A 13749-nucleotide genomic window follows, 5' to 3' on the forward strand; every position below is an offset into this window, starting at 1 on the left:
TTTTTTCTTATCGTGCGATCAATACTTTCCAAAACATTATTAATTTATGCCCCTCTATAGACATCATTATTCTCAATAAAAATTTAACAATCAGATTGATTTACCAATATTTATTAAAAACATAAACTTAACTATTTATTGTTATAATATTACATTTATAAACTCATTTAATATTTTCTTAAAGATCATGAATTCCCATGATAAAAAGATAAAAATAAAAACAAGAATCATTATTATTCGCATACATTTTTAGCATTCATTTATTAGGTTTAACATGACCTTCATTAAAACACGTAAAAAAATCGTTTCTTCTGCAATTGTTTCATCTTTATCAATGGTAGCTGCATCTGCGATGGCAGAAGAACAGGTGATCCAGTTAGAGACGATTCATCAAGAAGTCAAAGCTGAACAAACACCCAGCTTAAAAGTAGATCAATCTGCGAATAGCAAATTTGTTGCGCCTTTACTCGATACCCCAAAGTCAGTTTCAGTGATTTCAAAACAGCTGATTGCAGATACACAAGTGACGACTTTAGCTGATGCACTGCGTACAGTTCCGGGGATTACCTTGGGTGCAGGTGAAGGTGGTAATCCGAATGGTGACCGTCCATTTATTCGCGGTTATAACTCTGAAAGCTCGATGTATGTAGACGGCGTTCGTAATGCCACTTCACAAAACCGTGAAATGTTTGCGGTAGAACAAGTTGAAGTGACCAAAGGTTCTGCTTCTGCCATGGGCGGTGCAGGCACCACTGGCGGTAGCATTAATATGATTTCTAAAGTCGCTAAAGCAGGCGATTTTCTAGAAGGCTCGGTCGCTGGCGGCACTGACAATTACCAACGTATTACTTTAGATGGCAACAAAGATTTTGGTAACGGCATTGCTGCACGTGTTGCCGTCATGGGACATCAAAACGAAAAAGCAGGCCAGAAAGACGGTGCAGAATATAAACGTGCTGGGATTGCACCGAGTATTAGCTTTGGTCTGGACACCTCTACTCGCGCGACTTTAAGTTATTACTACTTAAAAACCGATGACACACCAGATTCAGGTATTCCCTATAATAACCCATTTGGTGCTCCAAGAACTGCAACAGCAACAGACTATCGTCCATTAAATGGCAACGGCAAGCCAATTGACGTTAAACAAGGTCAATATTACGGCTGGAAAGATCGTGACTTCCAGAAACAGGAAAATCAGATCGGAACCATCAAATTAGAACATGATTTAACTGATAATCTAACCATTAGCAATACTGCTGTGTATGGCAACTCTAAAAATGATTACCTGTGGACCAATCCAGATGACTCTCAGGGTAACTTTTACAACAAAGCAGGTTTTACAAGTGAATTAACAGGAAATGTCTGGGCGCGTGCCAACTCACGTGTGGCAAATACTGATGCTTTTACCGACCAACTTGCTTTAACCGGTAAATTTAATACCGGTATGCTTAAACATAGTTTTAATCTGGGTGCCGAATATTCAGACCAAGAAACTGACCGTACCCAATACATTATCGATGGTGTTAACGCTACAGGTAATGTACACAATGCCTGTAACCCTGGTGATATTACTTCAGGCTGGTGTACTTCGGTACAAAACCCAAACCGTGGGCCATGGACAGGTACATTAAGTACCAATGGTGCCGACCAGTACAATATTCAAAGCAAATCAAAGTCTGTTTATTTCCTGGATAGTATTGAATTCACCCCTCAGTGGCTTTTAGATTTAGGCGTACGTTGGGATGACTACTCAACTGAGCAAACCATGCTTGCAGGTCGTTTTAATACTACGACTCCAGCAGGAACAATTGTTAAACTTGAAAATGATAAAGACTTTATCAACTATCAAGCTGGCCTGACCTTTAAACCTGTTGAAAATGGCAGTATCTATGCAAGTTATGCGACTTCCTCTAATCCAGTCGGTGTAGATGGTGGCGATGGTTCTGAAGGGATTACAGCTGCAATTAACAACCTAAAGCCTGAAGAAGTCCGGACCATGGAGTTAGGAACCAAATGGGATGTCTTGAATGATAAGCTCAACCTGACTGCAGCTATTTTCCGCACGGAAAAAACCAATACTCGTGCGACCGGAGATGATGGCACCACAAGTAATATTGGTGAAACTCGTGTCGATGGTATTGAGCTAGGCGTAAACGGTAATATCACGGATAAATGGGCAGTTTCTGCTGGTTATACTTATTTAGACAGTGAGTTAGTTGATGGTGGTTATGAAAATATTGGCACTACAGCAGCTCCAATCTACATTTCCAATAGAAGTAATGGTAATCAGGTTCAAAACGTCGCGAAAAACAGTGCAACCCTTTGGACTACTTATGCAGTAACTCCTGCTTTAACCCTAGGTGCTGGTGCCGTCGCAATGGACAAAGTCTATGGCAATGCTACTAATACCAAGTTTGTACCAGGCTATGTTCGCTATGATGCCATGGCACGGTATAACGTGAATGAAAACGTTGACTTGCAATTGAACGTCAACAACCTGTCTGATGAACGTTACTTCACAAAAGCCTATTCATCTCATTATGCGACCGAAGCAGAAGGCCGTAGTGCAGTGTTAGCAGTCAACTTTAAATATTAATTCAATGCAACCGCATAGCCTCCTGATGGGGGCTATGTTATTTTTAAAAGACGATTATTCAGGGGTTTCTCGTGCTGCATCATATTCCAAATGTACTGAGCAAAGAACAGGTGCAATATTTCCGTGAGGAGATGAATAAGATTGAGTGGGTCAATGGCAAGGTTACCGCGGGTACGCTCTCTGCCACAGTGAAACAGAATCAGCAATTACCTGAAGATCATCCCCTGACCCAGCATTTAAGCACAATCATTCTTGAGTCTCTGGGACAGCATGCTCTGTTTTTATCGGCGGCGATTCCACTGGATATTATTCCCCCGCTTTTTAACCGCTATGAAAATAATGAATCTTTCGGCTTTCATGTCGACAATTCGATTCGTCGTATTCGCGGCAGCAATGAACGCCTCAGAACGGATTTATCCTGTACGGTTTTTTTAAGTGAGCCGGACGAATATGTCGGTGGTGAACTGGTAGTCGAAGACACTTACGGTTATCACGAAGTAAAATTGCCTGCCGGCGATATGATTTTGTATCCATCGACCAGCTTGCATGAAGTCACGCCAATCACTGCCGGTTGTCGAATTGCTTCATTTTTTTGGGTACAAAGCATGATCCGTGATGATGCAGAGCGGCATATGCTGTTTAATCTGGATCAGAGTATTCAAAACCTGAGAATGCAGCTGGGCGATCAGCATGCAGAGGTCATGAAACTGACCAATCTGTATCATAATTTAATGCGTAAATGGGCGGAACTTTAAAAGATGCCCTGAGGTCAATGATCTTTGAAAATCATTGGATTTATTGTTTATCAAAATATACTGCGTTGTGGCACAATTGAACGTAATAAATAACGCATTATGTCCAAATTAAGAAAATATAAAATACAATATTTAGAATAAGTGAAAATATTTTTCAATTCTTAAAGTTTATAAGAAAATCTTTATTACCATACGACTAAAATCCATAAAAATAGCAAAAACTTTTCGGGATAAGTGGATTAAACTTTAAATTATAAGTAAGGCATTTAGTGCATTTGGTGAAGCTAAACCACCAATATTTAGACCATATTTCAGGTTTGAACCAGACTGTCACTAAAACCCAATGAATAGACAAAATCTATGCCGCTGACCCACGCACCGCTTTAACCAAGATTACGGTACCCAAGTTAGCATAAGGAGCTCTCTCATGATGTTGGCTGATCCAAGTAAAAAATACCGTCGCATGTATCAACGTGTGGACTTACCAGACCGTCAATGGCCGAACAATGAAATCAACAAAGCGCCAATCTGGATGAGTACTGACCTGCGTGATGGTAACCAGGCGATCTTCGAGCCAATGAACATGGAGCAAAAATTCAAGATGTTCCAGATGTTGGTGAAAATCGGTTTCAAGCATATTGAAATTGGTTTCCCTTCAGCATCGCAAATTGACTTTGATTTCACTCGTAAATTGATTGAAGAAGATCATATTCCTGAAGATGTTTATATCGAAGTTTTGGTTCAAGCTCGTGATCATTTAATTGCTCGTACCTTTGAATCTTTACAGGGTGCAAAACGTGCCATTGTGCATATCTACAACTCCAATTCACCGACTTTCCGCGAGAAAGTCTTAAATGTAGATGTAGCGGGCGCAAAACAATTAGCCGTCAATGCAGCACAAAAAGTCAAAGAATATGCCGCAAAACAGCCTGAAACTGAATTTGTCTTCCAGTACAGCCCGGAATGTTTCACTGCGACTGAATTAGAAGTTGCAAAAGATGTCTGTGATGCTGTGACTGAAATCTGGGAAGCATCACCGACCAATAAAGTGATCTTGAACTTGCCAGCAACGGTAGAAGTTTCAGGTCCACACATCTATGCCGATCAAATCGAATGGATGCACCGCAACATTCAGCGTCGTGACGGCGTGATTATTTCAGTGCACTGTCATAATGACCGTGGTTGCGGCATCGCGGCATCTGAATTGGCGATTATGGCTGGTGCCGATCGTGTTGAAGGTTGTGTGTTTGGGAACGGTGAGCGTACCGGTAATGTCGATGTGGCAGCAATCGCATTGAACATGTATACCCAAGGTGTTGCGCCAAACCTGGATTTCTCCAACATCAATGAAATCATTGCGACTGTAGAAGAATGTACCGGTTTGCCAGTACATCCACGTCATCCATACGCAGGTGATTTGGTCTTTACTGCATTCTCCGGCTCACATCAGGATGCGATCAAAAAAGGTTTCGAATTCCAGAAAGACCAAGAAATGTGGGATATGCCATATTTACCAATCGACCCGAAAGATTTGGGCCGTGACTATGACGCAGTAATTCGTGTCAATTCACAATCAGGTAAAGGCGGTATTGCCTACTTGTTAGAATCGAACTACAACGTGATCTTGCCGCGTCGTTTACAGATTGAATTCTCTCAGATCGTACAAAAACGTACCGATGAGCAAGGCACTGAAATCAGCGCGACCGAAATCTGGAAATTGTTCAAGGAAACCTATGTGGATGCTAAAAACGTTCACTATTCTGCGAAAAACTACAAATTGTCAGATGATAATGGCAATCAGGTGATTGAGCTTGATCTTGAAATTGATGGCCAGTCACGTCGTGTTCGTGGTGAAGGCAATGGTCCAATTTCTGCGATTTTGGATGCACTTCAGTTGCCGATTGACGTGGTGAACTATGAAGAGCGCAGCATCAGTTCAGGTGCTCATGCCAAAGCCTTGGCCTTGATCGAACTTCAAGTGAAAGGTACTGGTAAATCTGCCTTTGGTGCCGGGGTACATGACAACATCGTGACCTCTTCCATCGAAGCAATTATTGCCTCGACCAACCGTCTGATTGATCAGGGTGTTTTAAGCACTGATCAGGTGATTGCTGCTGCGGTCTAAACGGCTGTATTAGAATTAGCAATAATTCATAGCACTAAAATGACTTTAGAAGGATACCGGCAAATGGTATCCTTTTATTATTCATACTAAAGATTTAAGGCGAATCCTCCCCGTGTCTTTTCCAGCTGACTCAGTGGGCATTGTTGTCCCACAAAAGTTCCAATTTGAAGAGCCGTTAGAGCTTGAATGCGGTCGCATCCTCCCACGTTTTGAACTGATGGTTGAAACTTATGGCGAACTCAATGCCGATAAGTCCAATGCCATTCTGATTTGTCATGCCCTTTCCGGTCATCACCATGCCGCAGGCTATCATCATGCAGATGATAAAAAAGCCGGCTGGTGGGATTCATGTATTGGCCCCGGCAAAGCCATTGATACTTCAAAATTCTTTGTGGTTTCACTGAATAATATTGGTGGCTGTAGCGGTTCTACCGGCCCGATCTCGCCAAACCCTGAAAATGACAACCGTCCTTATGGCCCGGATTTCCCACTGGTTACGGTCCGCGATTGGGTCAAAACCCAAGCCCTGCTCTCTGATCGTTTAGGGATTGATACTTGGGATGCCATCATTGGTGGTTCACTGGGTGGCATGCAGGCATTGCAATGGTCAGTGGATTATCCAAACCGTTTAAGAAAATGCGTGATTATTGCCAGCGCGCCAAAGCTTTCAGCACAAAATATTGCCTTTAACGAAGTGGCACGTCAGTCGATTTTGTCAGACCCAGATTTCCATAATGGCCGTTATCTGGAAAATGACAGCTATCCTAAACGTGGCCTGATTCTGGCACGTATGGTCGGCCATATTACCTACCTGTCCGAAGAAGCCATGAAGCAGAAGTTTGGCCGCGATTTGAAATCAGGCAAATTTATGTATGGTTTCGATGTCGAATTTCAGGTCGAAAGCTATTTGCGTTATCAGGGTGAACAGTTCAGCCGTAACTTCGATGCCAATACCTATCTGATCATGACCAAGGCACTGGATTACTTTGATCCGTCGCGTGAATATGAACAGTCGCTCAAAAAAGCCATGGCCAATACCCAGTGCAAGTTCCTGGTGGTGTCATTCACCACTGACTGGCGTTTTACTCCTGCCCGCTCGCAAGAAATCGTGGATGCTTTAATTAGCAACCATAAACCTGTGAGCTATCTGGATATTGATGCCGAACAGGGTCATGACTCTTTCCTGTTCCCTATTCCGCTCTATGTAAAATCTTTGCGTGCATTCCTGGGTGGTGAAGAACACCTGAAAGCAACACCAAAGGAGGCCGTATAATGCGTATCGATCAACAACTCGCTGAAAAGTGGATCAAGCCCGGTTCTAGCGTACTCGACCTCGGGTGTGGCGACGGTGAACTGCTGGCACAAATGAGTAAAAAGCACGATATTCGTGCATACGGATTAGAAATTGATCAGGAAAAGATTGCAATTGCGGTCAGTCGCGGGTTAAATATCATCCAGCAGGACTTAAACCTCGGTTTAAGCCGTTTTGCCGACCAGTCTTTTGACAATGTGGTCATGGCACAAGCTTTGCAGGCTGTAGATGCACCTGACGTATTATTGCGTGATATGGTGCGTGTGGGGAAACAGGCCATTATTACCTTTCCGAACTTTGCACATTGGAAGACCCGGTCTTTCTTGGCAATCAAAGGGAGAATGCCGGTTTCTGAAGCCTTGCCGTATATGTGGTATAACACCCCGAATATCCACTTATGTACATTTCGTGATTTTGAAGCACTTTGTGCGGAAAATAATATCAAAATTATTAATCGACTCGCTGTGAACGGGAATCAAGAAGATAGTTTGCTGAGCAAGCATCTCCCTAATCTATTTGGTGAAGTCGCAATTTATCGAGTGAGCGCGCTATGAAAAAATTATTATTAAGTACGACGCTACTGGCGGGACTTTTTGGCATGCAAGCCCATGCAGATTATGTTGCACCTAGTCCATCTGTTGCCAGTCAAGCGGCTCAGTATTCCATCATGGATATCAACAGTCTGACCAAAGCAGCGAAAGCTGGTCAGGCCGGTGCACAGTTTTATTTGGCCACCAAATACCAGTATGGTAAAGATATTCAAAAAGATGAACGACAGGCCTTTGCCTGGTATAAAGCTGCTGCGGATCAGGGTCTAGCGGTTGCCCAGCTGAATGTCGGCCGTATGCTGGCAGATGGCATGGGCACCCGAAAAGATGAAGCGCTGGCGCGTCAGTATTTTGAAAAAGCCGCCAGCCGTGGCGATAACCGTGCCAGTTTTAATCTTGCCATGATGGAAGAGAAAAAGAAAAACTATATGGGCGCTTACCAGTGGTATGAACTATCTACCCGTGATGGCATGCTCGACAATAAAGTGATTACTTTATCTGAAGGCAAGAAAACTGCTTTGGCGGCCAACCTGACCCAAGAACAGATCCGTCAGGCGCGTGACCGTGCCGACAGATGGATTCAGGCACAATAAGCTGAATGGTATAAATAGCACCTTCGGGTGCTTTTTTATTGCCGCAAATTCTTCATCCATTGCTAAAATAGCGCTCATTCTTTATCTAATAATGAGTTTTTGACATGGCTGCAACTGACTGGTTATCCCAAGGCACACTGGTATTGGCGAGTAATAACAAAGGTAAAATTGCCGAGTTTGAAAAACTGTTTGCCGAGCTACAACTGCCGGTTGAAGTCGTGGCTCAAGGCAAATTGAATATCGAAGATGCGATCGAAGACGGTCTAAGCTTTGTCGAAAATGCCATTATTAAGGCTCGCCATGCTTCTAAAATTTCCGGAAAACCTGCTATTGCAGATGATTCAGGCATTTGTGTGCCGGTTCTTGGAGGCGCTCCCGGCATTTACTCGGCTCGTTATGCTGGCGAACATGGCAACGATGCCGCCAATAATGAAAAACTGCTGGCCGATCTCAAACCGCTTCGTCAAGATGGTGAAGCGATTGAAGGGATGTTTGTTTGCGTACTGGCACTGGTCCAACATGCCGAAGACCCCTTACCGCAAGTCTTTCAGGGTGTCTGGCACGGGGAAATTCTGGAAGCTGCACGTGGTGAAAATGGTTTTGGCTATGACCCGTTGTTCTGGTTACCTGAACTGGGTATTGCTAGTGCTGAAATGAGTAAGGAACAGAAAAACAAAATCAGTCATCGTGGACAAGCGATGCAGTTTTTTAAGGCGAGTTTGGCGAAGTAAGTTCCGCCTCCCATTACCCCTCTCCCTTTGGGAGAGGGCTGGGGTGAGGGATTTTTAAAATACACCTCTCCCCTTGCGAAACAGCGTTTCTCATCTCCTAAAAAGAGAGGGAATCTATAGTGTAGGCATCAATACATGCACGACTGCCCCATATAGGGCAATCAAGATCGCACTGGCCAAAGTTCCCGAGGCAATATATTTGGCGGAATGGCCCGTTCCCTGATAATGGGTTTCCAGTGCCACAATATTGGCTGCAGGCGGCAATAAAAAGAACATCAGCATTACCGCATAAGTCAGCATCTGCTGCGGAATAGGTAAATAATAATAAGCGGCAATACACAGCAAAACCGCAAACAGCCCTCTATAAAAAATCAGTTGCAGACTGCGCATTAAATCGAAGCGGCTGATCCGCACGTTGCTCAGCCACATTCCCAGCACACACATGCCGCTAAAAGTCACCAACACTTTATTGGCCTGATACAGCATCTCTATCCCGGGTACTTGCTGCCAGTGGCTCAAATCCCAAAATGATAATAGCGCTGCCACCGACAGTGCCACCACAGGTGGTGAGAGCAGTACATTCTTTAAAATATAGCCACTATCTTGTCTGGCTTCACTGACTGCCATCACCGCACAGATACTGCCAAACAAGGAACCACCGATGTACAGGGCAACTACGGTACTGGTTGCTTGCGGGCCAAAGACTGCCAGGGCAAAAGGAATCCCCAGCCATGCCCCGTTTAAATAGCTCAAACATAAAGCACGCAGTTTATTTTTCAGGGTGAAATAAAATAAGGCAAAGAACACACAGGAACAGAAAAAGCTAAAGGCAATTAACCACAAACTGCCCTCTTGGTAAAACACCATATTGTAAATAATCAGTACCGGAATCAGGACCCTTGCCAATAAAGCTGCCAAGAGAGGTCGAACCGGTTTTAAATATTGCACACCCCAATAACCGATCAGAAAAGACAGGAGGGGAAGAATCAAGGCCATGACAATGCTGCTGAGATTTCCATATCAGGCTGTATGCTAGCACAGCATACTTTTCATTGAATTATGAAATTTTTATATGAGTGATTCATTCCCCTGCTGCCGTGTCGGCAAACTGTCATCAAAGCGTCACCGCGCTGTCATACAAGCCTGCTGAGATAGGTGCATGAAATATAGAGGATAAAATAATGGCAGGATTATCAATTTGGCATGTGCTGATTTTCGCAATTGTGGTGATTTTATTGTTCGGTACATCGAAACTTAAAAATTTGGGTAAAGACGTCGGCGGCGCGATTAAAGACTTTAAAAAATCAGTAAAGGATGAAGAGGTTGAACAGGCCAAGCTTGCAGAGCCACGCACCATTGATGCCCAGGTCAAAACGCCTGAACATTCGGTTAAAAGTTAAGAGTTCGCTATGCTCAATATTGGAATGACCGAGCTGCTGATTTTCGGGATTATTGCGCTTTTGGTTCTTGGGCCAGATAAGCTTCCGGAAGCAGTCCGTTTTGTCGGAACATGGTACGGTAAGATCAAGCGTATGGTGAGCAATGTTCAGAATGATCTTGATCGTGAATTGCGCCTGTCCGAGCTACGTGAACAGATGCAGGCTGAAATGCAACGGATTCAGGAACTGGAAGCCAAGATGCAGGCACAAATGACAGATTTGCAGCAACCGATGGCAACCGATGAAGTAAAAATAAAATCGCAAGCTGTTCAGCCCTTGCTCAGCTATCAGCCGGTGATACAGCCTGTATCACCCGTGTATTTACCCAAGCCTACAGCAATTCAAACCGTGATTTCCGAACAACGCTATACAGAAATGAAGGTGGCCGTATGACATCCTTGCCGACCACACCAGCCTCCAATGATGCTGCAGCGCTGAACCTCGAACAGATGCCGATTACCCAGCATTTGATCATCTTAAGAAAGCATCTGTTTAAAGTGGTTGCTGTCCTGATTGGCCTGTTTTTCTGCTTATTACCCTTTGCCAATCAGACTTATCAATGGTTGTCTGAACCCTTGCGTGCACAGCTACCTACCAGCTCAACTATGATTGCCACAGATGTCACTGCAACCTTCATGGCACCGTTTAAGCTGAACTTCTTTGTCGCGCTGATGATTGCGATGCCGTTTATCCTGTATCAGCTCTGGACCTTTATTAAGCCTGCGCTGTATGCCAAAGAAAAGAGCCTGGCCTTGCCGCTTCTGATCGGCAGTATCGTACTTTTTTATACCGGCATCAGCTTTGCCTACTTTGTGGCATTGCCCTCGATTCTGCATTTTTTTATCAGTGTTTCGCCTGAAACTGTAGCCCCGATGACCGACATCAACAGTTATCTTAGCTTCTGTTTAAAGCTGTTTCTGGTCTTTGGTTTTACTTTTGAGATTCCCATTATTACCCTGGTTCTGATCTTGATTGGTGCAGTTTCGACACAGACTCTGATCGAGAAACGGCGCTTTATTATTGTGGGTTGCTTCTTTGTGGCAATGTTCGTCACACCTCCGGATGCCCTGTCGATGATCATGCTGGCTGTCCCGATGTGGCTGCTGTTTGAACTGGGTTTACTGGCAGGGAAACTGATTGAAAAACGTCGGTTAAAGACTGAATAACAATAACTATCCAAAACAACAAAAATATCGACTTACTCAGGCAGCTCTGGCTGTCTTTTTGTTTCTTAAATTTTAATAAAATACTGATTTATTTAACTTTAATGAAATATTTTCTTAAGATTACTGTCATATCCCAAGCTTAAGGTATTGAAAACTTCTACACCACCAAGCACTTATTTTTTAATTGGGACTTTAAAATGAAAAATGAAGACATGATACCTTGCCAGGATCTGGTTGAAGACAGTAACAACTCAAATAACACGCACTTCCAAACGATTCTGGATCAATATACTAGCCGCCGCAGCTTTATTGCGAAAACTACAAGTGGGGCAATGGCATTAGCATTTGCAGCAACAGTAAGTGGCTGTTCAGATGATGATAATGATTCTGGTACTCCTGACGGTAATCCAACTACACCACCAGACACCACTAGCCCAGATCAACATGCATGGAGTGATCTAAAAGCACGTCCGAATAAATTAGCCTTTGAGCCGGTTCGCAAGAATACCCAAAACTTCTTTAGTGTTCCCGAAGGTTATGAGCTTAAAGTATTGTATGCAGTAGGCGATCCAATCAACCCTGCGTATCCAGAAAAGACCGATGCAACCTTAGCTTCTGGTGCTTCTTACCAGTTCCGTTCAGGCGATAACCATGATGGTATGAGCTTCTTCGGTATGCATCCAACCAACAAAAATTATGCTGCCAAAGAATCAACACAAGGTTTACTTGTTTTAAACCACGAATATCTACAACAATCTCAGCTCCATACACCAGAAGGTACAATTACCATCGATGGTGTACGTCCAGAAGATCAGGTACTCCGTGAAGTGAATGCGCATGGTGTTTCTGTTATTGAGATCAGCAAAGATGCAAATACACAAGACGTTAAAATCAACTTAAATTCTAATTTTAACCGTCGTATCACTGCAGCAACCGAGATGGAAATTAATGGGCCAGCGCGTGGTTCTGACTTAGTCAAAACTATTTTCTCACCAGATGGGACGTTAACTCGCGGTACCTTTGCCAATTGTGGTAATGGTTATACGCCATGGGGAACTTACTTAACGGCTGAAGAAAACTGGAGTGGTTATTTCGCTCGTCAAGCCAATGACACCCGCGCTATTGCAAAAGAAGAAATTTCATTATCACGTTATGGTCGTGGTGGTACTGATGCCCGTTCATCTCAATACCGCTGGAATACCCCTGTTGCTGAATTAACCGGTGATAAAGGACTTTATGATCGTTGGGATATTTCAGTTAAAGGCACAAATGCTTTAGCAGATTATCGTAATGTCATGAATACGTGTGGCTTCATTGTAGAGATTGATCCATTTAGCGCGACTACACGTCCAGTTAAACGTACTGCACTGGGTCGTTTTGCACACGAGGACTGCCGATGTAGTAACCCTATTCCGGGTCAGCCATTAGCTTTCTATATGGGTGATGACGCGACCGGCGAATATATCTATAAATTTGTTTCTGAAGCAGTCTGGGATCCAAAAGACATTAATGGTGGTTATACCGCTGGTGATAAATACATGGATAAAGGGACATTATATGTCGCTAAATTCAATGATGACGGTACAGGTGAATGGCTAGAACTGACTCATGGCAAAAATGGTTTAACTGCTGCCAATGAAATCTATCCGTTTGCAGGCCAAGATGACATCGTCATCAATGCCCGTCTTGCTGCTGACCATGTAGGTGCGACCAAAATGGACCGTCCAGAATGGGTTGCCGTGAATCCTGAAAATGGCGAAGTGTATGTAACCTTAACCAACAACAGCAACCGTGGTCGTGCATATGAAACTGATGCTGCCAACCCACGTAGCTACATCGACTTTAAAGGTTCAAGCGCCAGCAATTCAGGCAATATGAATGGTCATATCATTCGTTTCAGTGAAGCTAAAAATACAGTGACAGCGACAAGTTTTGCTTGGGATATTTTCCTGTTCGGTGCAGAAGCACGTGCTGCTTCTAACATCAACCTGTCAGGTCTGGATGATTTAAATGACTTCTCCAGCCCGGACGGCATGTGGTTCGATCCGCGCGGGATTCTGTGGATTCAGACCGATGATGGTCAGTACACCGATGAAACCAACTGTATGATGCTGGCAGCACTTCCGGGTACTGTGGGTGATGGTGCTAAAGTGATTGCCGCCAGTACCAAGGCAGAAGGACAGGAAACCTTTGTTGGTGCCAAACTCAGTAATGATCGTGTTCGTCGCTTTTTGACTGGTCCATCGGGTTGTGAAATTACCGGCGTGACTATTACCCCGGACTACAAAGCGATCTTTGTCAACGTTCAGCATCCAGGGGGTGCATGGCCAGCCAACCAAAGCGAGCGTTATAGCCGTTTAGGCAAAGTACCTCGCTCTGCGACTGTGGTCATTACCCGTAAAGATGGCGGTGCCATTGCGGGTGAAGCTTTGGAACAAGCGACCGTATAAAAAGCTGTTATTCAAAAATGCCGACATCTGT

General features: G+C 43.9%; 12 protein-coding genes. 11 read left to right on the plus strand and 1 reads right to left on the minus strand.

All coding sequences use genetic code 11. The features are described from left to right. The first annotated feature begins 274 nt into the window (after nucleotides 1–274). The 7 genes from ACO1B7_RS04840 (at nucleotide 275) to rdgB (ending at nucleotide 8663) form a co-directional block, all read left to right on the plus strand. Nucleotides 275–2599 carry a TonB-dependent receptor gene (locus ACO1B7_RS04840; RefSeq protein WP_423089863.1) on the plus strand — a complete coding sequence of 775 codons (2325 nt, stop codon included), beginning with the start codon at nucleotides 275–277 and terminating at the stop codon, nucleotides 2597–2599. A gap of 71 nt (nucleotides 2600–2670) precedes the next feature. Further along, the gene (locus ACO1B7_RS04845; protein WP_224216997.1) at nucleotides 2671–3354 is read left to right on the plus strand and encodes a Fe2+-dependent dioxygenase; all 684 of its coding nucleotides are present in this window, start codon (nucleotides 2671–2673) and stop codon (nucleotides 3352–3354) included. A 427-nt stretch (nucleotides 3355–3781) separates the two neighbouring features. Further along, nucleotides 3782–5479 carry a 2-isopropylmalate synthase gene (gene leuA, locus ACO1B7_RS04850; protein WP_423089864.1) on the plus strand — a complete coding sequence of 566 codons (1698 nt, stop codon included), beginning with the start codon at nucleotides 3782–3784 and terminating at the stop codon, nucleotides 5477–5479. 112 nt (nucleotides 5480–5591) lie between these two features. Beyond that, nucleotides 5592–6752 carry a homoserine O-succinyltransferase MetX gene (metX, locus tag ACO1B7_RS04855; RefSeq protein ID WP_071852261.1) on the plus strand — a complete coding sequence of 387 codons (1161 nt, stop codon included), beginning with the start codon at nucleotides 5592–5594 and terminating at the stop codon, nucleotides 6750–6752. Then, the gene (gene metW, locus ACO1B7_RS04860; protein WP_004278415.1) at nucleotides 6752–7345 is read left to right on the plus strand and encodes a methionine biosynthesis protein MetW; all 594 of its coding nucleotides are present in this window, start codon (nucleotides 6752–6754) and stop codon (nucleotides 7343–7345) included. Before metX ends, metW begins: the two co-directional genes overlap by 1 nt. Further along, on the plus strand, nucleotides 7342–7932 hold the full coding sequence (locus ACO1B7_RS04865) for a tetratricopeptide repeat protein (RefSeq protein WP_005107921.1): 591 nt from the start codon (nucleotides 7342–7344) through the stop codon (nucleotides 7930–7932). The genes metW and ACO1B7_RS04865 overlap by 4 nt, the downstream gene beginning before the upstream one ends. Nucleotides 7933–8036: 104 nt before the next feature. Next, nucleotides 8037–8663 (plus strand): RdgB/HAM1 family non-canonical purine NTP pyrophosphatase, encoded by a 627-nt coding sequence (gene rdgB / locus ACO1B7_RS04870; protein WP_423089865.1) that lies wholly within the window; start codon nucleotides 8037–8039, stop codon nucleotides 8661–8663. Between the two features lie 114 nt (nucleotides 8664–8777). On the opposite strand, the gene ACO1B7_RS04875 is transcribed toward rdgB, so the two are convergent. Further along, nucleotides 8778–9659 carry an AEC family transporter gene (locus ACO1B7_RS04875; protein ID WP_423089866.1) on the minus strand — a complete coding sequence of 294 codons (882 nt, stop codon included), beginning with the start codon at nucleotides 9657–9659 and terminating at the stop codon, nucleotides 8778–8780. 185 nt (nucleotides 9660–9844) lie between these two features. Here ACO1B7_RS04875 and ACO1B7_RS04880 point away from each other — a divergent pair, with 185 nt between their 5' ends. The 4 genes from ACO1B7_RS04880 to ACO1B7_RS04895 all read left to right on the plus strand — a co-directional run bounded on the left by ACO1B7_RS04880 (nucleotide 9845) and on the right by ACO1B7_RS04895 (nucleotide 13718). After that, a complete protein-coding gene (locus ACO1B7_RS04880; RefSeq protein WP_423089867.1) occupies nucleotides 9845–10063 on the plus strand; it encodes a Sec-independent protein translocase subunit TatA in 219 nt (72 codons plus the stop codon). Nucleotides 10064–10072: 9 nt separating this feature from the next. Continuing rightward, nucleotides 10073–10495 carry a Sec-independent protein translocase protein TatB gene (gene tatB / locus ACO1B7_RS04885; protein WP_004729522.1) on the plus strand — a complete coding sequence of 141 codons (423 nt, stop codon included), beginning with the start codon at nucleotides 10073–10075 and terminating at the stop codon, nucleotides 10493–10495. Then, nucleotides 10492–11268 carry a twin-arginine translocase subunit TatC gene (tatC, locus tag ACO1B7_RS04890; RefSeq protein ID WP_364482610.1) on the plus strand — a complete coding sequence of 259 codons (777 nt, stop codon included), beginning with the start codon at nucleotides 10492–10494 and terminating at the stop codon, nucleotides 11266–11268. Before tatB ends, tatC begins: the two co-directional genes overlap by 4 nt. 197 nt (nucleotides 11269–11465) lie before the next feature. Next, nucleotides 11466–13718: a PhoX family protein gene (locus tag ACO1B7_RS04895; protein WP_180087115.1), complete on the plus strand. Its 2253-nt coding sequence runs from the start codon at nucleotides 11466–11468 to the stop codon at nucleotides 13716–13718. The last annotated feature ends 31 nt before the right edge of the window (nucleotides 13719–13749 follow it).

It is taken from the genome of Acinetobacter lwoffii (assembly GCF_049367455.1).
GTDB lineage: Bacteria > Pseudomonadota > Gammaproteobacteria > Pseudomonadales > Moraxellaceae > Acinetobacter > Acinetobacter lwoffii_W.

Bases quoted from the DNA above. Each gene is read 5' to 3' on its own strand.
- tatC (WP_364482610.1), top strand. From the start codon at position 10,492: ATGACATCCTTGCCGACCACACCAGCCTCCAATGATGCTGCAGCGCTG.
- ACO1B7_RS04840 (WP_423089863.1), top strand. From the start codon at position 275: ATGACCTTCATTAAAACACGTAAAAAAATCGTTTCTTCTGCAATTGTT.
- ACO1B7_RS04875 (WP_423089866.1), bottom strand. From the start codon at position 9,659: ATGGCCTTGATTCTTCCCCTCCTGTCTTTTCTGATCGGTTATTGGGGT.
- ACO1B7_RS04865 (WP_005107921.1), top strand. From the start codon at position 7,342: ATGAAAAAATTATTATTAAGTACGACGCTACTGGCGGGACTTTTTGGC.
- leuA (WP_423089864.1), top strand. From the start codon at position 3,782: ATGATGTTGGCTGATCCAAGTAAAAAATACCGTCGCATGTATCAACGT.
- tatB (WP_004729522.1), top strand. From the start codon at position 10,073: ATGCTCAATATTGGAATGACCGAGCTGCTGATTTTCGGGATTATTGCG.
- ACO1B7_RS04895 (WP_180087115.1), top strand. From the start codon at position 11,466: ATGAAAAATGAAGACATGATACCTTGCCAGGATCTGGTTGAAGACAGT.
- metW (WP_004278415.1), top strand. From the start codon at position 6,752: ATGCGTATCGATCAACAACTCGCTGAAAAGTGGATCAAGCCCGGTTCT.
- ACO1B7_RS04880 (WP_423089867.1), top strand. From the start codon at position 9,845: ATGGCAGGATTATCAATTTGGCATGTGCTGATTTTCGCAATTGTGGTG.
- rdgB (WP_423089865.1), top strand. From the start codon at position 8,037: ATGGCTGCAACTGACTGGTTATCCCAAGGCACACTGGTATTGGCGAGT.